The organism is Chromatiaceae bacterium (genome assembly GCA_024235395.1).
Classification (GTDB): Bacteria; Pseudomonadota; Gammaproteobacteria; order Chromatiales; family Chromatiaceae; genus Thiosocius.
On sequence record JACKMK010000001.1, the window covers coordinates 977,760 to 994,845 of the forward strand.

General features: G+C 64.7%; 17 protein-coding genes. 3 read left to right on the forward strand and 14 right to left on the reverse strand.

The window, feature by feature from the left end; genetic code table 11:
* Positions 1-160: 160 nt before the first annotated feature.
* From H6955_04575 to H6955_04590, 4 genes are all read right to left on the reverse strand, one after another.
* On the reverse strand, positions 161-850 hold the full coding sequence (locus H6955_04575; GenBank protein ID MCP5312804.1) for a Crp/Fnr family transcriptional regulator: 690 nt from the start codon (positions 848-850) through the stop codon (positions 161-163).
* 100 nt (positions 851-950) lie between these two features.
* Positions 951-2,234 carry a hypothetical protein gene (locus H6955_04580; GenBank protein ID MCP5312805.1) on the reverse strand — a complete coding sequence of 428 codons (1,284 nt, stop codon included), beginning with the start codon at positions 2,232-2,234 and terminating at the stop codon, positions 951-953.
* Complete coding sequence (locus H6955_04585; protein MCP5312806.1) at positions 2,231-2,491, reverse strand: DUF2249 domain-containing protein; 261 nt, start codon at positions 2,489-2,491, stop codon at positions 2,231-2,233. The genes H6955_04580 and H6955_04585 overlap by 4 nt, the downstream gene beginning before the upstream one ends.
* Positions 2,491-2,925 carry a hemerythrin domain-containing protein gene (locus H6955_04590; protein MCP5312807.1) on the reverse strand — a complete coding sequence of 145 codons (435 nt, stop codon included), beginning with the start codon at positions 2,923-2,925 and terminating at the stop codon, positions 2,491-2,493. The genes H6955_04585 and H6955_04590 overlap by 1 nt, the downstream gene beginning before the upstream one ends.
* A 182-nt stretch (positions 2,926-3,107) precedes the next feature.
* Here H6955_04590 and H6955_04595 point away from each other — a divergent pair, with 182 nt between their 5' ends.
* Positions 3,108-3,740 (forward strand): hypothetical protein, encoded by a 633-nt coding sequence (locus tag H6955_04595; GenBank protein ID MCP5312808.1) that lies wholly within the window; start codon positions 3,108-3,110, stop codon positions 3,738-3,740.
* Here the strand turns inward: H6955_04595 and H6955_04600 are convergent.
* The 9 genes from H6955_04600 to H6955_04640 all read right to left on the reverse strand — a co-directional run bounded on the left by H6955_04600 (position 3,737) and on the right by H6955_04640 (position 11,941).
* Complete coding sequence (locus tag H6955_04600) at positions 3,737-4,927, reverse strand: NnrS family protein (protein ID MCP5312809.1); 1,191 nt, start codon at positions 4,925-4,927, stop codon at positions 3,737-3,739. The two genes, H6955_04595 and H6955_04600, sit on opposite strands and share 4 nt — an antisense overlap.
* Positions 4,928-4,998: 71 nt before the next feature.
* Positions 4,999-6,828, reverse strand: a complete 1,830-nt coding sequence (locus tag H6955_04605; GenBank protein ID MCP5312810.1) for a VWA domain-containing protein — start codon at positions 6,826-6,828, stop codon at positions 4,999-5,001.
* Positions 6,829-7,824 carry a 4Fe-4S binding protein gene (locus tag H6955_04610; protein MCP5312811.1) on the reverse strand — a complete coding sequence of 332 codons (996 nt, stop codon included), beginning with the start codon at positions 7,822-7,824 and terminating at the stop codon, positions 6,829-6,831.
* A gap of 7 nt (positions 7,825-7,831) precedes the next feature.
* On the reverse strand, positions 7,832-8,239 hold the full coding sequence (locus H6955_04615; protein ID MCP5312812.1) for a hypothetical protein: 408 nt from the start codon (positions 8,237-8,239) through the stop codon (positions 7,832-7,834).
* Positions 8,223-9,029 carry a CbbQ/NirQ/NorQ/GpvN family protein gene (locus H6955_04620; protein ID MCP5312813.1) on the reverse strand — a complete coding sequence of 269 codons (807 nt, stop codon included), beginning with the start codon at positions 9,027-9,029 and terminating at the stop codon, positions 8,223-8,225. The genes H6955_04615 and H6955_04620 overlap by 17 nt, the downstream gene beginning before the upstream one ends.
* Positions 9,030-9,039: 10 nt before the next feature.
* A complete protein-coding gene (locus tag H6955_04625; protein MCP5312814.1) occupies positions 9,040-9,327 on the reverse strand; it encodes a cytochrome C oxidase subunit IV family protein in 288 nt (95 codons plus the stop codon).
* The gene (locus tag H6955_04630; GenBank protein ID MCP5312815.1) at positions 9,324-9,950 is read right to left on the reverse strand and encodes a cytochrome c oxidase subunit 3 family protein; all 627 of its coding nucleotides are present in this window, start codon (positions 9,948-9,950) and stop codon (positions 9,324-9,326) included. The genes H6955_04625 and H6955_04630 overlap by 4 nt, the downstream gene beginning before the upstream one ends.
* Before the next feature lie 133 nt (positions 9,951-10,083).
* Positions 10,084-11,487 carry a cbb3-type cytochrome c oxidase subunit I gene (locus tag H6955_04635; GenBank protein ID MCP5312816.1) on the reverse strand — a complete coding sequence of 468 codons (1,404 nt, stop codon included), beginning with the start codon at positions 11,485-11,487 and terminating at the stop codon, positions 10,084-10,086.
* Between the two features lie 22 nt (positions 11,488-11,509).
* Complete coding sequence (locus H6955_04640) at positions 11,510-11,941, reverse strand: cytochrome c (protein ID MCP5312817.1); 432 nt, start codon at positions 11,939-11,941, stop codon at positions 11,510-11,512.
* 191 nt (positions 11,942-12,132) lie between these two features.
* Here H6955_04640 and H6955_04645 point away from each other — a divergent pair, with 191 nt between their 5' ends.
* Together H6955_04645 and H6955_04650 are read left to right on the forward strand one after the other, a co-directional pair.
* Complete coding sequence (locus H6955_04645; protein MCP5312818.1) at positions 12,133-12,837, forward strand: Crp/Fnr family transcriptional regulator; 705 nt, start codon at positions 12,133-12,135, stop codon at positions 12,835-12,837.
* A gap of 34 nt (positions 12,838-12,871) precedes the next feature.
* Positions 12,872-13,762 carry a TauD/TfdA family dioxygenase gene (locus H6955_04650; GenBank protein ID MCP5312819.1) on the forward strand — a complete coding sequence of 297 codons (891 nt, stop codon included), beginning with the start codon at positions 12,872-12,874 and terminating at the stop codon, positions 13,760-13,762.
* A 60-nt stretch (positions 13,763-13,822) separates the two neighbouring features.
* Here H6955_04650 and H6955_04655 read toward each other — a convergent pair whose 3' ends face one another.
* A complete protein-coding gene (locus tag H6955_04655; protein MCP5312820.1) occupies positions 13,823-17,011 on the reverse strand; it encodes a nitrate- and nitrite sensing domain-containing protein in 3,189 nt (1,062 codons plus the stop codon).
* Between the last annotated feature and the right edge of the window lie 75 nt (positions 17,012-17,086).

The window sequence follows — 17,086 nt, forward strand, 5'->3', positions numbered from 1 at the left end:
CGTCAGACGGTGTCTGCCCGCTAGCAGGGACCCACAGCCTAGACCCGGGGCCGCGCAGGAAACTTGATGACGGTCAAGTTTGGCCTTCGGCTTTTTGACCACCGTCAAGTCGACACGATTTATGTCGGCCCGGCTTTTTCCCGTCCGACTGGGACGCGCGTCAGAAATCGGGTGGCTGCAGGCAGGTCTCGGCCACCACACTCAGTGCGTCGCGGTCCCGGATGGTCACCCGGCTGCCGGCCACCCGGATCATCCCGCCATCGGTCAGCGACTTGATGATCCGTGAGAAGGTCTCGGGTTTCACCGACAGCCGCGACGCGACAATCTGTTTGGCAACCGGCAGATCGAAGCTGTCCGCATCCATCGGCGCGTGCTGCACCAGGTAGGCGGCGACACGGCAGGTCGCGCTGTGCAGGCTCAACTCGTCGATCTCGCGCAGCTGCGCCCTCAGGCGCTGACTCATGCTGCCCATCAACACGAAACAGGTCTTGACCGAATCCTTCAGCATGTTCGCAAAGTCGACCGCGTCGATGCTGACGACCGTGCTCGACTGCAGCGCCTCGGCACCCACCGGATAATGTGGCCGCTCCAGGAACATGAGCGCCTCGGCGAAGGTGTTGCCTGGAGTGACCACATCGATCACCTTCTCGTTGCCTGCCGGCGACAGCCGGAACAGCTTGATCTGCCCGGACGTCACCAGATAGAAGCGGTCGGCGACGTCACCCTGTTGGAACAACGCATCCCCCTCGCCGAGCCGGATGCGCACCGCATGCGCGTCGACGCGTCGCAGTTGCTCTTCGTCGAGGTCCGCAAACAGAAAGCAGGTTCTCAATTCGTCGATCACGGGCACACTCCGCCGCATCCGGGTTTCAAGGGTCCGACATTGCTCGAGGTTAACATCCCGCCGCCGGCCGTGGGACAGGTACCCGACCCTCGACCGGCACCGGGGCTCAGCCCGTGTTGCCGGCCGCCCCGTCCAACCGACGGATCACCGACTGCCGAAGCCTCGCGGCACCGAAAAGGGCGTGCGCCAACAGGGCGGCACAGGCGATCAGAAAGCCCCCGCCGAGGTGCGCCGACAACGGCAGCACCGCCCCCATCGAAACCGCGACCAGGGCGGCCGTGAGCGAGATCGCGATCGCGTACGCCAACCCGTCCGGCAGCAAGTCGCGCAGACGCGGCAAGGCCACCTGGGAATGCCCGCCTGCGAGGCGGCGCTGCTGCAGGTCCAGCCAACTCAGGAACGGTACGATTTTGACCAAGGAACCGATCACGAAACTCAAGGCCCCGCCGAGCAACAGCACACCGACGACGCTTTGCGCGTCACCGAGCAACCAGACCACGAATGCCGCATAGACCGCGACGTGGCCCAACTGCCAAAGCCACAGGCTCGCATCGCGGCGCTGCCGCAGGCGCCGCTGTTCATGCCACATCGCGCCGATGTTGAACGACAGATGGACGAGGAACAGGGCGCCGACCGCAATGCGCAACCACGATGGCGCCTGCAGCAGCAACCCGAGGCCGGTCATCAACAACAGCCCAAACACGCCGAGCGACAGCAGTCGCTTGGTCCCGCTTTTGAAGGCTGGAGCGACGTAGAACAGCGGGATGATCTCCATCCCGATGCCGGCCAACAGCAGACCCAGCCACCCGGCCAGGCCCCAGGTGGCATGGGTATCGACCCAGAGTGGGTAGTCCGGCACCGCCAGCAGGCCAAAACGTGCCGCGACGAGCGTCAGCCCCATCCCGACGGTCACCGCCAACGCGAGTACCGCGAGACGCACAGTCCACAACGTCGGCGATCGGCCGGCGGCGCCTGCCAGTGCATGCAGCGATGCCGCCAGAAACACCAGCAGCCCGGTACCCGCCACCAGGCCGCCGCCGAGCAGCAGGCCCCGACCATCGAACAGGAAACCGCTGCCGACCAGCAGGCTGCCGAATCCGAGGCATCCCACGGTAACGCCCGCGGTCAGGCCCGGGCGTGAATAAGGGGCACCCAGCAACACTGGAGCGATCTGCAGAAGCGCGCCGCACATCACCGGCGCCAGGGCACCGAGGACGACGAAGTGAGTTGCCGCCAGCGCGGCCGGATTCCAACGCGAACTCAAGACTTGGTCCCCGTGCCAGGCGAGGGCCAGCCCGGCAAGGCCGAGGAACACCGGCATCAGGTAGAACAGGCCCAGCGGCGCCTCGATCGGTGGTGACTTGTCGGGCGCCAGTCCGGCGAGATTCACTGCCCGACCCCGCCTGCCTCCGCGCCGCCGGGTGCCGGCATGTCGGCCGGCCAGATCACGATCTCGATCTCCCCCGGCGCCAGGTGCGCCGTCTCCCAGCGATAGCCCATGTCCCGCAGCATCGGATAAAGCGGTACCGGGTCGCGACGATGTCTGACCTTCAACCAGTCACCCGGTGCGAGGTCCGCCAATGTATCGAGGATCTGTTCAAGCGGCTCGGGTGGTTCCAGTGCGCTGACATCGATCACCTGTTCCATCACATCTGCTCCTTTTCCAAACCCTTCCCGATCAGGCGTTCGTGCGAAAGCACCTGGTCGGCGATCGGGTAGAGTACGTTTTCTTCTTTGGCGTTGTGCTGCTGCAACAGCAGCAGGATGATGTCGACGGCCTCCGCGACGCCATTCGCATCGCGCTGATCGAGCGCATCGCGAAACTGGGCGAACAGCTCGCGCAACTGCTTGTGCTCACTGCGCATCACGTCGATCGGCGCCGCCGCGCCGGGCTGCGCCTCGGCGAGGGCCGGAAACAGCGTCAGCTCCTCGAATCCGAAATGGGCCTCGGTGTCGTCGACAAAGCGTTGTGCACGCTGCGTGGCAGCCGCCCAGTCACCCCGTTGCACCGCACGCTCCGCCTCGACCAACCGCGCATCGCAGGCGCGATGCTGTGCACCCAGGGTTTCACGGAACGACATGGCAATCTCCGGATCATTGCGACCCCGCACATCGTCCACAGTGGCCACTGCACCTCCTTGACTTCGGTCATGTCGACACCCTGCTTGCGCCGAAATCCCGCGCGACATGACCTGGATCGAGGCGGATTCCGGCGATCTCCCGCAGACTTTCATCAGGCGAGTATTCGGCGGAGGTGACGACCATGACTGCGGGCCGCCTGCTGGTGTTGTTTTGCGGTGTCCTGTGCGGCCTGCCACCGATCGCCGCAGCGTCGCCGCCGGTGGCGACCACATTGCGCTTCGCGACGGCCTGTGCGCATTGTCACGAGGGCGAATGCAGTGGACGCCTGAGCTTCGCACGGCGTCCCGAGACGGCCTACACGCATATCCGCCAGTACGCCGGCCCGGTCGACGACGCCTTTGCCGGATCGCTGTACGCGGCCCTGGAGCGGATGAAGGCGGACTGTAGCTACCCACCGGTGCCCGTCCCGACGCTCGTGCAGACGCTGACCGGCGACGATCTGCTGGCCTATCGCGACAGATGGAGCGCCGACTACTTCCTGCCGCTGGGCGACCTGCCCGCCGGTCGGTACCGGCTGCGTCTGGACCTCGACGGGTCGGGGTCGGTCAGGGTCGAACTGATCGACGCCGAATTCGACCCACTGCTCGATCAGTGCATGAGTGCCACCGGCCACGGGCTGGAAACCACCCTGAACCTGACCACCCGGCATCCGCATTTCCTGCGGCTGCGGCCACGCGCGACGCTGCAGATTCTCGGCCTGCAGATCTCCCCAGACGGGCCGGACGAACCGCCGCGGGATCCGTCGACGCCTTAGCCCGGTCGACCGTCGATGCGCATACGCAACAACATCGGCACGTGCGCATAGGCGAACAGCGCGAAAGCGATCACCCACAGCGTGCTCGACAGATCGACCCACATCGCGTAGCCGGACGCGAACCAGGCGGTACCGAACACCCGCATCAGGGCCGCGACATTGGCCGCGACGAAAGCGGCGACGACCGGTCGGTCGACGTCGATCGGGCGACCGGTATGGCCGCGTGTCACACGCGCCATCATGCCGAGCGTAAAGACTCCGATCGCCCCGGCGGTCAGCGCATGCAACGCCGAACTGCCTGGAAAGGCACCGAAACCGCTCAGACCGACGAGCGCCGCGCCGAGTGCCAGCCAGGCATACCCGAGATGCAGTACCCACAGCACCGGGATCTTGAATACCCGCCGATCGAACCAGCCACCCAGCCGGATCGCCTGAAGCGACGCGACCGACAACCAGAGCGCACCCAGCGCGGCCGCCGGTACAAGCGCCGACGCCTCGCCGGCGGCGATCAGGCCGAGGCCGACGAAGGTCAGCGTCTCCACCCAGGCATATCGCTTCGGCTTGAACCCGGGGACCACGTTTTGCGTGAAAAACGGCATCACCCGGCCGCCGACCAGGGCAATCAACAGCAGGACGAGTTCCACCATCACCCGGCGCATGTCGCCGATGCCTTCGACCACGCCGAGCAACTGCAGATGCGAAAACAGGTTGGCCAGCGCCATCGACAGCAACAGGGGCACGAATACCCGGTTGACCTTGTTCTGCCCCTGCCACAGCGGCGCATACAGACTCCAGGCGACCAGCGGCAGGAACGCGACGTCGACCAGGGGCACGACCCAGGTCGGCACACCACCCAGCCACGGCAGCAACCTTCCCAACAACCAGAGCACGGCCAGCAGACCGAGCCGTCCACCGGTCCAGGTCGGCGCACCGGTCCAGTTGCGCACGGCCGTCAGCAGGAACCCGGCAATCACCGCCGCCGCGTAGCCGAACAGCATCTCGTGGCCATGCCAGGCGACCGCTCCGTAGTACGCGGGGGCGCTGACCCTTTGGTGCCAGATGCCGCCCCACAACAGCATCAACAGCACTGCCGCGACGCCGGCCAACAGGAAGAATGGCCGGAAGCCCAGCGCAAGTGGCGCCCAGCCATTGACCGGCACGGGTCGAGGCGGCGTTTGTTTGAGCATATCCATGGCGGAGAGCTTGCGCAGACCGGGTCACGGCCTCCTTGACTATCGTCAATAGCGCGGCGGTCGGCTCAGGCGGTCAACTGCGCGTACAGCAGTGGCAGGCGTTTGGGCAGCTCGGATGGCTTTCGTATCACCACATAGCCGGCGTTGCCAAACAGGTGCGGCAGGTAGTCGTTGCCCTTGGCGTCGATCGTCACGCAGAACGGCTGCAGACCGAGGTGGCGCGCCTCGCGCACGGCCTCAAGGGTGTCCTCGATCCCGTAGCGCCCTTCGTACTTGTCGAGATCGTTCGGCTTGCCGTCGGTCAACAACAACAGCAAGCGCCGGCCGGCCGGTTGTTCGGCCAGCAGCGAGCTGGCATAGCGGATCGCCGCCCCCATGCGGGTGTAGTAACCGGGTTTGATCGCCTCGATCCGGCCACGCACCCGGTCGCCATAGCGCTCGTCGAACGCCTTCAGCGTATGCACACGCACCGGATCGCGGCGGCGGGACGAAAAGCCGTAGACGCCGAACCGGTCACCGGTCGCATCGAGCGCCTCGGAAAACAGGTATAGGCTGTCACGGATCACATCGATCACCCGGTGGTGGTCGTTCACCCAGGTATCGGTCGACAGCGACAGGTCGGCCATCAACAGGCACGCGAGATCACGCGCGCCGCTGCGCATGTCGCGGTACAGCGCATCCCCGCCGGTCGGGCTGCCGGCGCGTCGATCCGCGGCGAATCGCAGGTAGGCGTCGAGATCGACCTCCTGTCCATCCGGCTGGGCGCGCCGCCAGACGCGGGCAGGCGCCAATGCCTGAAACTGACTGCGCAGCCGACGCGCTATGCGACCCAGGCGTTCAGGCAGGGCACGTGGCGGCGCATCGGCGGCGAGCATCGGGACGATACGGCACTGATCGGCCAGCAGCGCCTGCCGCTTCCAGTCCCATTCCGGCAGGCGTATCCCCTCGCCGATCACCAGATCGTCCTCGGCCTCGGCCGGAAGATCGAGATCGAACCTGAGCGTCGCCGCGGCGCGCCGTGCATCGCGGCTGACCGCGATCCGGTCGATGTCGCGCGCCACCGCCTCGGCGCGATCGAGATCGTCCTCGTCCTCCGAACCGCGGTCGACGTTGACGAACTCACCCAGGGTGAAGATGTTTTCCATGCGTACCGTGATCAGGCCACGATCGCTCTCCGGTGTCGCGACCCGTTCACCCTGGCGACGCAGTTGATCGACATCGCGGCGTTGCTGCGGGTCACCGCCGTCGCTGCGGTCGGGGCCGTCCGGCGCGCCGGCCATGGCCCCCGGCGACTGCGGATGCAACCACAAGGGCACCGCGGCCGGCGGCCGGCGTGCCGAAGGCAGTTCGGCGACACTCCCGGGTGCGCGCAGCGCCGCCCGTACCGCCCGCTCCGCCGCCGCCTCGGCCGCCGGCAGGGAATCCGGAGACGGACGGGTATCGATATGCGCCTCGGCCAACCGTTGGTAGCGTGCGGCCAGGCCGGGATAGCGCTGCAGCGCCGATCGCGCACGCTGCTGGTTGGCGTGGAACCAGTCGCCCCGGTCGCCCTCCTCGGCGACCGCCATTGCGGCGAGCCACAGGTACAACTCGCGATTGAGCGTGCGCGCCGGCAGCCAGTCGATACGTGCCGGCAGGCGCAGGTAGCGCTCGTCGCGCCATGCCAACGCGAGCTTGCGGTGACTGCCCGCGAGGCGTTGCAGGAAGCCGCGCCGGGCGCGGTTTTCGATCTGTTCTGCGGTCGTGACCTGCAGGCCGCCGTCACCGCCAAGCGCGCGGAAGAGTACACCCACGGTGCGTTCCACCTCCCGCAACTCCACCGCGGCCTCCGGGAAGCTGCGGTCTGCCAGGCGGGTAACCAGGCGGTGCCAGAGTTCGCCGACGTGCTCTTCCAATCAGCGTTCCTCCACCGCGATCCTGCGTGTCGCGTGCCGTGGCCCGCCGTCAGGTACACGCGGAGCACTCGCCGATGCCGGCCGTCCGGTGACCACCGGCAGGGCCTCGTGTCCATCGACCCAACGCAGCAGACTGGCATCGGCGTCCCCCCCCTGCACCGTCGCACAGGCCGAAATGCATTGTGCGCACTCGGTGCAGGTGAACATGCGGCGCTTGATGGTGCGCGGCTTCAGGCGCATGGGACAGACGTTGTCACAGGCGTTGTTGCACTCCCGGCACAGGGTCGCGCGTCCGGCGTCGAAACCGACCACCATCGCGCGGTCGTTGGCCATCCACGACAGGCTCTGGAACAACCCGACCGCACAGCCGAAACGGCAGAACAGGTGTCGCGCCAGCAGAAATTCGATGCTCAGTGCGATGCTGGCGGCACCGATGAACAATCCCTGGCGCAGCGTCAGCTCGCCGTGCACCAGGTTGCGATACACCTCGGCGGGCGGCAGCAGATAGGTCAACAGCACAACCGCCCACAGCAGCGCAAAGCCGAACACCGCCAGCAGTGTAGGCAACCAGTACCAGGCATTCGGCACCTCGCGCGCACCGTCGGGCTGGACCTGTGGCAGCGGTCGACGCTCCCAGACACTGGGCCGGCCACTGGCGCGGCGCATCAGTCCGTTGATCATCTCGACCACCGAGAAATGCGGACACAGCCAACCGCAGTACAGGCGGCCATAACGCCAGGCGATCCACAGGAACAAGGCAGCCCCGCCAAACAGCGGCAGGAAGCCGCGCCAGAACAGGTTGAACGCGGCCCCGAGCGGGCTGCCGACGCCGCCGATGAATGCGTCGATACCAAGGGTCCAGTCCATACCCAGCAGGATTGCGTGCCCGCGGTGCAGGTCGATACGCAGGATGTCGAGCGGCGGCGCCAGTACGAACAACAGAAAAAAGCCGACCTGGAACGCCAGACGGCGACGTTGCAGACCACTGCGCCGCATGCCCGTGTTACCGCGTCACGCACGCGGTCGGCAGCGGACGGCCAACCAATGGAAAACGCCAGCACTGTCCGGACATCGCCTTCGCCAGACCGAAGGCCCCGAACATCACCAGCATCGAGTGAAACAGGGTGAAATAGATGATCACGATGACCCAGAGATGCGGTCCCTGGTAGCCGCCCAGCAGCAGGATCAGACCGTTCACGACAACCAGCAGGATACCCGCCCAGACGCTACCCGAGAGGGTCTGTGCCAGGTGGGCCGCCGCCAGCGGCGGCGTCGAGCCACGGTTGCTCCACCACAGCCATACCAGGGCGGCAAAACCGAGTCCGGGGGCCAGCAACAGGTTGACCAGGTACAGGCTCTCCGCGGCGACCGCGATGCCGACGCCCTCGGTCAGCTCAGCCGAGGCTGGCATCGATCACCTCCATCAGTGCGCCCAAGGTCTCATCGTCGTCGCTCAGTGGCTCGACCAGCGCCGCGCGACACGCCTCGCGCACGTCGAATCCACCTTTGATGAGCGTTGCCGCATACACCAGCAGGCGCGTCGAGGCGGCCTCTTCGAGATCGTGGTCTTTGAGCGCCCGCAGCGCACCGGCCAGGCGTACCAGCTGCTCGGCATGGGTGGCGTCGATGCCGCTCTCGCCGATCAGTACCTCGCGTTCGAGCGCGGGTTCGGGAAAATCGAAGCTCATCGCCAGAAAGCGTTGCCGGGTGGATGGCTTCATCCCCTTGAGCAGGTTCTGGTAGCCCGGGTTGTACGACACCACCAGCATGAACTCCGGTGGCGCACGCAGCGTCTCGCCGGTGCGTTCGAGCGGCAGGATGCGTCGGTCGTCAGTCAGGGGATGCAGCACGACCGTGGTGTCCTTGCGCGCCTCCACGACCTCGTCCAGATAGCAGATCGCCCCCTCGCGCACCGCACGGGTAAGCGGTCCATCGCACCAATAGGTACCGTGATCGCCGATCAGATGACGCCCGACCAGATCCGCCGCGGTCAGATCGTCGTGGCAGGCGACGGTGTAGAGCGGTCGCCCGAGACGGGCCGCCATGTGCTGCACGAAGCGGGTCTTGCCACAACCGGTCGGCCCCTTGATCAATACCGGCAGCTGGTTGCGCCAGGCCTGCTCGAACAACGCCATCTCGTTGCGCTGCGGTCGATAGAACGGCAGCTCGACGTCGTCCGGACTTTCCACTCTGGTTTGCATATCCACAATCCTAGCCCCGATAGCTCAATACGAAAGCCAGCGTGATCAGCGCTCCCGGAATCACCAGCCAGATCACCACGACCCAACGCCACACGCCGCGAAGGCCGCGCAGCCCCATGAACCAGTCCGCCAGCAGATGCCCCTTGAACAATGCGAACGCCAGCACCATCAGCGCCAGGCCGAGCCCACCCAGACCGGCCCGGCCTATCCCCCAGGTGATGCACGTCAGCACGACGAGGACCGCGTAGACGGCAGTGCAGGGTCGAATCAGCCGACGCGGAGAAGATCCGGTATTCATCGCATCACGTAGACCAGCGGGAACAGAATCAGCCAGACCAGGTCGACCATGTGCCAGTAGCTCGCACCGGTCTCCACCCCGGTATGCTCGTGTCGACTGTAGCCGCCGCGGCGCGCCTTCACCGCCACCGCGGCGAGAATCACCATGCCCAGGATCACATGCATGAAATGAAAAAACGTCAGCGATAGATAAAACATGTAGAAGGTGTTGGTGCTCAGATTGACACCGGCGGCGATGTGATGGGCATACTCGGCGCTCTTGACGACCAGGAACAGCCCACCCATACCAACCGCCGCCCACAACCAGCGGGCGCACAGCTTGTTGTCGCCCTCGCGTGCCGCAACCACACCACGCACCACGAAGTAGCTCGACGTCAACAGCGCCAGCGTATTGATCAGGGCGGCATCGCGGTTCAGCGTCGACTGATAGTGGTTGAACAACTCGACATGCTGCAACCGCGTGAACGCATAGGATGCGAAAAACACCGCGAAGACCAGCAATTCCGCGAGGATGAATATCCAGATGGCGAGGTCGCCGGGTGGATATCGCGTGCCGGTCGCCTCGTCGGGTGACGACAACTCACTCACCTCTTGCGGTTTGATCGGGTCTTCCGCTGAAGACATTGCCCAGGCCTTGAAAAAAAGCCAGCCTCGCGGCGTCGACTGCTCGGCTGGCATCAGGAGACGGGTGTAGAACACCACTTGAGGAACACATTTCCCACAGGGCGGGCATCTCGCGACACCCGCCCCGTGTCGGTCAGGCGGCCGCCTCGGCCCCCAGCGTTGCGGCTTCGGGCTCTTTCGCACCCACGAAGAAGCTCATGATGTACACGACCAGGCCAATCAGGAAGATCACGCCAGCCAACTCGCGCATCCAGTAGAACAGGGCGATCTTGTCCTGGACCACCATGAACGGCAACGGATCACCACTGAAGCGCTGCAGATAGACCTGCAAAATCCCGGCGGCCGTGAGGAACAGGGTGATGAACACGATCGACACTGTCATCAACCAGAACGACCACATCTCGAGCACCTGCGAACGCTCGCTGTTCGCGGCCGTTCGCCCACGCAGCATCGGCATCGCATACGAGATCATCGTCAGGACGATCATCACGTAGGCGCCATAGAACGCCATATGCCCGTGCGCCGCGGTGATCTGGGTACCGTGCGTGTAGAAGTTGACCGGCGACAGAGTGTGCAGGAAACCCCAGACGCCTGCGCCCAGAAACGCCATCACCGCAGTGCCCAGGGCCCACAGGACCGCGGCCTTGTTGGGATGATTGCGACGCCGGCGGTTCACCATATTGAACGCAAACACGGTCATCATGAAGAACGGAATCGGCTCGAGCGCGGAGAAGATCGATCCCCACCACTGCCAGTACTCGGGCGCACCGATCCAGTAGAAATGGTGACCCGTTCCGATGATGCCGGTGATCAGGGTCATCGCGATGATCACGTACAACCACTTTTCGATCACCTCGCGGTCCACCCCCGTGGTCTTGATGAGTACGAATGCCAGGATGGAACCGAGAATCAGCTCCCATACGCCTTCGACCCAGAGATGCACCACCCACCACCAATAGTACTTGTCCTTGGCGAGGTTGTCCGGGTTATAGAACGCAAACAGGAACAGCAACGCGAGGCCGGTCAATCCGATCAGCAGGACCAAGCTGACAACCGTCTTGCGGCCCTTCAGTATCGTCAGGCCGACGTTGAACAGGAACGCCAGGGCGACGACCACGATGCCGAGCTTGGTGATGGTCGGCTGCTCCAGGAATTCGCGGCCCATCGTCGGCAACAGGCTGTTGCCGGTCAGTTCCGCAAGCCCGGCGTACGGTACCAGCAGATAGCCCAATATGGTCAGGGCACCGGCGATCAGAAAGATCCAGAACATCAGGATCGCCAGCCCGGGACTGACCAACTCGCGCTCGGCCTCTTCAGGTACCAGATAGTACGAGGCGCCCATGAAGCCGAACAGCAACCATACGATCAGCAGGTTGGTGTGCACCATGCGTGCAACGTTGAACGGAATCTCGGGGAACAGAAAATCCCCGACCACATATTGCAGACCGATGATCAGGCCAAACAGGATCTGACCAACGAACAGGCCAATGGCTGCAATGAAATACGGTTTGGCGACCGCTTGTGACTTGTATTGCATCGTTACATGAACTCCCCGTTGATCAACCCTGAATGTTCGGCGGCCAGTTGGCCGTGTTGATCTCTGATACGTATTTCAGGAACTCGGCGATCGCGTCCAGTTCTTCGTCGGTGAAGTTGAACTGCGGCATGCTGCGACGTCCGGGGATACCGTCTTTCGGTCGACTCATGATGAACGCCTTGACACCTTCCTTGCCGCCGTAGCGCTTGTGGACGTTGCCCAGCTCCGGCGCGAAATAGGCGCCCTCGCCCAGCAGCGTGTGGCAACCAATGCAGTTGTTCTCCTCCCACAGGCGTTTGCCCTCAGAGACCTTTTCGGTCAGGTTCTGGCGGTTGTCACGCTCGGGCCAGGCCGTGTGCGTGTCGAACGTCAACGCGAGAAATAGCAAGATGAAAAACGCGCTTCCACCGTAAAAGATGTTGCGCGCCATGGCTTTGGTGAAAGCCTGGGACATGACATGGACCTCCGCTCAATGTGACCACGTGGCGCCATTTCAGGAGGCGGAGGCGCATCCGACCTTGATATTGGTCAAGCGCGACACCAGACATTGCTTCAGATCAACTGTGGAGGTCTAATAGCGGCAATTGCGACACACTTTTCGGCGTCCGCGCACAGGTGTTGAAAACCGATCTGCAGAAAGGCTTTATGTTCGCGCGTCTCGACGACGACCAGCTCGAGCGGGTCGCTAGCCGTGCCCGCCGGGTACACCTGGACGAAGGCGAGATACTGTTCCAGCAGGGCGACCCCGCAAACCGCTTCTTCATGTTGCTCAGCGGTCAGGTGAAACTGTTCCGCCTCAGCCCGCGCGGCAACGAGAAGGTGATCGAGATCGTCACGCCTTGCAGCACCTTCGCCGAGGCGTTGATGTTCCTGGATCGACCGAATTTCCCGGTCGGCGCGCAGGCATTGCAGCCGGCCAACTTGATCAGCGTCGACAACATCGACTTTGCGCGGATGTTGCGGGAATCGGTCGATACCTGCTTCATGCTGCTGGGCGACATGAGTCAGCGTCTGCGTGGCCTGATCAGGGAGATCGACGACCTCAGCCTGAGCAGCGCGACCTGCCGAGTGGCCGGCTACCTGCTGACCAAGTCGGAACCGAATGACGGGACCTTCGATCTCGCGGTCCCGAAACAGACGCTGGCATCGCGACTCTCGGTGAAACCCGAGACTTTTTCCCGGATAGTGCGCAATCTCAGCGATCAGGGACTGTTGGCGGTACGGGGAAGCCGGGTCGAGATCAGCGATCGAATCCGCCTGCAGGAGATCGCCGAGGTCTGCGGGCAGACCGACGACTCCCTGGCCGACACCTTCCACTACCCGTGTCCGCCGGCGAAACCGCGCAGCTGACCGATGTCGTGCCGCTGACCTGAGCCCCTGCCGCATGTCGACACCCGCCAGTCCGTTCGACCTCTCCGACGATCGTGCCTACCGCGCCTGGCGCGAACGCAAGCTGGCCGGTGCGCCGCAGACGATCGACGACCTGGTTGTCGAGGTCGGCGACCCGCGCCGGCTCAGCGCCGCCGAGCACGGCGCGCTGCTGCAACGCTGCCGGCAAGCCAACATGGCGATCTACGCGAGCCGCCTGGGCGCACGTGAAGGCACCGATATCGCGCGCGGCTGCGGCGAACAGTTCGGGCTGAGACGACTCGATCACAACCGTGGTGCCGAGGCCGACGCAGTGACCGCGCTGACCGTGCAGGACGATGCCCTGCACACCCCGTACATCCCCTATTCGAACCGCGCGATCCACTGGCACACCGACGGCTACTACAACCGCCTCGACCGGCAGGACCACGCGCTGCTGCTGCACTGCGTGCGCCCAGCGATGCAAGGTGGCGAAAACGCCCTGATGGATCACGAGATGGCCTACCTGCTGATGCGCGATGCCGAGCCTGGCCACGTCCGGGCGCTGATGCAGGAAGACGCGATGACGATCCCGAAACACGTGCTGGACGGCGTCGAACTGCGCCCGGACCGCACCGGGCCGGTATTCATGGTGACCGCAGACGGACACCTGCACATGCGCTACACGATGCGCAAGCGCCATGTCGTGTGGAAGGATGACCCCGAGGTCCGGGCCGCCGCCGCCTGGCTCCAGGCACTGCTCAACGGCGATTCACCGTACGTCTATCGCGCGACGCTTCAATCGGGTTGGGGACTGCTCAGCAACAATGTGCTGCACGATCGCTCCGCGTTCGAGGACCACCCGGAGCCGTCCGGGAAGCGGCTGCTGTACCGCGCACGCTACTTCGACCGCATCGCCGGGACCTGAGCCGTCGGCACCGGTCACGCGCTACGGCGCTCCGGTGCCGGACGTTCGCAGAAGGGCCCCTCAGAACTCTTCCCAGTCCTCGCCGTCATCCACGGCGGACGCGGGCGCCGGTTTTGCGGTCGCGACGCGTGTGGCCGGCGGCTTCGGTTTGTGGGCCGTAGCCGGCCGCTTGGTCGATACCTGCGGCCGCGGCTCGGCCGCTGCCCGTGCCTTGGGCGCCGCCACCGGCTCGGTACGCGCCGACGAGCCACGCGTGCGGAAGAAGCCGATCAACGACTGCATTTCGCGTGCCTTCTCGTCCAGGGATCCAGCGGCCGCGGAGGTCTGCTCGGCGAGTGCCGCGTTCTGTTGCGTCACCTCGTCCATGCTGTTCACGGCCTTGTTGATCTGGTCGATGCCGGACGACTGCTCGACGCTGGAACTGGAGATCTCGGCGACCACGTCGGCGACCTTCTTGATGCTCAGCGCGATCTCTGCGAGCGTATTGCCCGACTGGTCGACCAGCTCGGTACCTCCGTGGATCTTGTTCACGGAATCGTTGATCAGATCCTTGATCTCGCGCGCCGATTGCGCCGATCGCGAGGCCAGGTTGCGCACTTCGGTCGCGACGACCGCGAACCCGCGCCCCTGTTCACCGGCCCGTGCCGCCTCGACCGAGGCGTTCAACGCGAGCAGGTTGGTCTGGAACGCGATCTCGTCGATCACCCCGATGATCTCGGCGATCTTGTTCGAGGAACTGTTGATTTCGCGCATCGCGCTGATCGCCCTGCCGACCACCTCGCCGCCATCCTCGGCCTGTTCGCGCGCGGTATGCGCCGCCGTGTTCGCCTGCTGGGCGTGGTCGGCGTTGGTGCGCACCGCCGCCGCCAGCTGTTCGACACTCGCTGCCGTTTCCTCGAGACTGGCCGCATTCTGCTCGGTGCGCTGCGACAGATTGCTGTTGCCCGAAGAGATCTCGCCCGCGGCGGTCGATACGCTGTCGACCGATTCGCGCAGATTGCCGATGATCTCCTCGAGGCGTGCAATAGTGCCGTTGATACCCTCTTTGACCTTGCCGAAACTGCCCTGCAGGTCGCGGCTGATCGAGTGGGTCAGATCGCCCTGCGCCAGCCTGTCCATCACCTCCGCGATGTCTTCGAACGAAGTATCGACCGCTTCGATCAACTCGTTGACACCCTCGGAAAGGCGCCGGAAGAACCCATGCTTGCCGTCGATCACGATGCGCCGGCCCAGGTCGCCGCGGCTCGCCGCCGCGACGATGTCGTCGATCTCGTTCTCCACCGAAACCTCTTCGGTGCGATCCATCCATTCGACCGCGATGCCGAGTTTCTCGCGCCGGTCGTTGTGGACCGGGTTGGCGATGACCTTGATCGTCCGTTGCCCGTACTCGACGACCGCCTCGTTCCTGCGATCGAGAGAGCCGAGCAGCCGCTGCTGATTGACCTGCGCGTTACAGAAGCGCGTAACCGGATTGCCGACGATCCGCGCACTGTCGAAGCCCGGCAGCACCGCACGCAGGTCGCCCTGCAAGTCGTCGAACAGGCGATGCGCGGCCTGGTTCAGGTAGACCACGTTGAGTTCCGTGTCGGCCATCATCACGCAGCTCGAGACGTTGTCGAGTGCGTTCTTGATGCGGGTGTTCTGCGCCGCGAGCACCCTTTCCTCTGCGAGGTGTTCGCGTTCACGCTCGGCCGCAGCCAGCTGCTCGGTGAGGTCGGTCCACTCGATCGCGGTACCCAGACGCCCACCACTCGCATCCGTGACCGGATTCACCACTGCGCGGAAAGTACGCCTGCCGGCCTCGACCTGGGACTCGTGCGTCTGGCCATCGCGGCCCAGCACGCCGCCACCGCCAGTGCGGGTCTGCAGGATGCCGTCGACCGGCCGTCCCATCAGCGCCTTCGCATCGAACCCCGGGATCACCTCGCGCAGATCCGGTGCCGCGTCACCGAACATCCGCTCGACCGATTCGTTCAGGTAGATCACCTTGCCACCGTCGTCGGCCACCATCACGCTGGTGCTGACGCAGTCGAGCGCGGTCTTGATGCGCAGGGTCTCCTGGGCGGCCTTGCGGTCGGCGGCGATCCGCGCACGCAGATTGTCGCGCATCGACACGATACTCGCATAGATCCCGGTGCGGCGTTTGCTGCCCTCGTCCTTCAGACGGGCATCGAGCTCACCGTGCGAGATCTGATCGGCGATCTGGGCGATGTACAGCGGGTCCCCGCCGAGCTGGCGCAGGATGTTGCGCGCCAGGACCCAACCGATCAACAGCGTGATCGCGATCCCGAGGACCGAGATCGAAAGGTTCACCGCCAGCGATGCCGCAGCGGTTCTCGAGATCGCCGCGGCGGCGCCCTCGAGATCGGCCGCCAAACGGTCTTCGACCTGTTTCAGCAGGTTGATCTTGGCGGTCTGCATCTTGAACCAGTACACCGCGTCGGTCGCGAAGCCACCGGTCTCCGCGTTGCCGGTCGCGACCTGGCGCATGCGCTCGGTCTCGCTGACGGCTTCCCCGGTCAGGGTGTCACGCAGGAACTGTTTGTGGTCGTCGCTGGCCAACGACAGGAACACGTTCATGTAGTTGTCCTGGGTCGTCTGCAGCCCGAGGAACCGGTGGAACATACCGGGTGCGAAACGGTCCTGGGCGAAGGTGTTTGACAACACGGCACGTTCGATTCCCGCGCGTTCCTTGGACTGCAGGAAGTTGGCGTATGCGACCGTCATCACCGCGAGGTGCTCATCCGGGCTGACTTTCGACATCTCCGAGATCAGGTCGAGAAAGTGCCCGTTCATCCCGGTGTAGTAACCGAGCGCGTCGGCGAGCGGCAGTTCCAACCGGTCGATCAGCTCACGTTTCGCGGCAATCTGGCCGAGTTCCAGCAACACCGCTTCCAGTCCCTGCTGCAGGCGGCTGCCGTGTACCTGTGCGTCGAACCCGTTCAGGTACTGTTCGAGCACGCCGATCTTCGCGTCGGTGTGCGTGCGCTGTTCCGCCAGCTCCTTGCCGAACTTCGCACCCCTGCTACCCAGGAACCCGGCACTCGCACCCCGCTCCTTCTGCAACTCGTGGACCAGCGCGCTGACACGCGTCCCCAGCGCGGCCAACTCGGACAACCGCTCCGCACTGCCGCGCAGTTCCCAGGAGGCACGCGTCTGGGTGATCGAGAAATAGCTGACCATGAGCAGCGGTACCAGCACCAGCACGAACAGCTTTTGATTGAGCTTCAACTTTTCCAGGAACTGCACCGGTGTCCTCCAGGGTGGTCAAACGGGTGTCTTGCACGGACCACCGGGATAGCGGCGGCGGCGGGGATTTTTTGA

Bases quoted from the DNA above. Each gene is read 5' to 3' on its own strand.
- H6955_04585 (MCP5312806.1), bottom strand. From the start codon at position 2,491: ATGGAACAGGTGATCGATGTCAGCGCACTGGAACCACCCGAGCCGCTT.
- H6955_04590 (MCP5312807.1), bottom strand. From the start codon at position 2,925: ATGTCGTTCCGTGAAACCCTGGGTGCACAGCATCGCGCCTGCGATGCG.
- H6955_04595 (MCP5312808.1), top strand. From the start codon at position 3,108: ATGACTGCGGGCCGCCTGCTGGTGTTGTTTTGCGGTGTCCTGTGCGGC.
- H6955_04600 (MCP5312809.1), bottom strand. From the start codon at position 4,927: ATGCTCAAACAAACGCCGCCTCGACCCGTGCCGGTCAATGGCTGGGCG.
- H6955_04610 (MCP5312811.1), bottom strand. From the start codon at position 7,824: ATGCGGCGCAGTGGTCTGCAACGTCGCCGTCTGGCGTTCCAGGTCGGC.
- H6955_04615 (MCP5312812.1), bottom strand. From the start codon at position 8,239: ATGCCAGCCTCGGCTGAGCTGACCGAGGGCGTCGGCATCGCGGTCGCC.
- H6955_04620 (MCP5312813.1), bottom strand. From the start codon at position 9,029: ATGCAAACCAGAGTGGAAAGTCCGGACGACGTCGAGCTGCCGTTCTAT.
- H6955_04625 (MCP5312814.1), bottom strand. From the start codon at position 9,327: ATGAATACCGGATCTTCTCCGCGTCGGCTGATTCGACCCTGCACTGCC.
- H6955_04630 (MCP5312815.1), bottom strand. From the start codon at position 9,950: ATGTCTTCAGCGGAAGACCCGATCAAACCGCAAGAGGTGAGTGAGTTG.
- H6955_04635 (MCP5312816.1), bottom strand. From the start codon at position 11,487: ATGCAATACAAGTCACAAGCGGTCGCCAAACCGTATTTCATTGCAGCC.
- H6955_04640 (MCP5312817.1), bottom strand. From the start codon at position 11,941: ATGTCCCAGGCTTTCACCAAAGCCATGGCGCGCAACATCTTTTACGGT.
- H6955_04645 (MCP5312818.1), top strand. From the start codon at position 12,133: ATGTTCGCGCGTCTCGACGACGACCAGCTCGAGCGGGTCGCTAGCCGT.
- H6955_04650 (MCP5312819.1), top strand. From the start codon at position 12,872: ATGTCGACACCCGCCAGTCCGTTCGACCTCTCCGACGATCGTGCCTAC.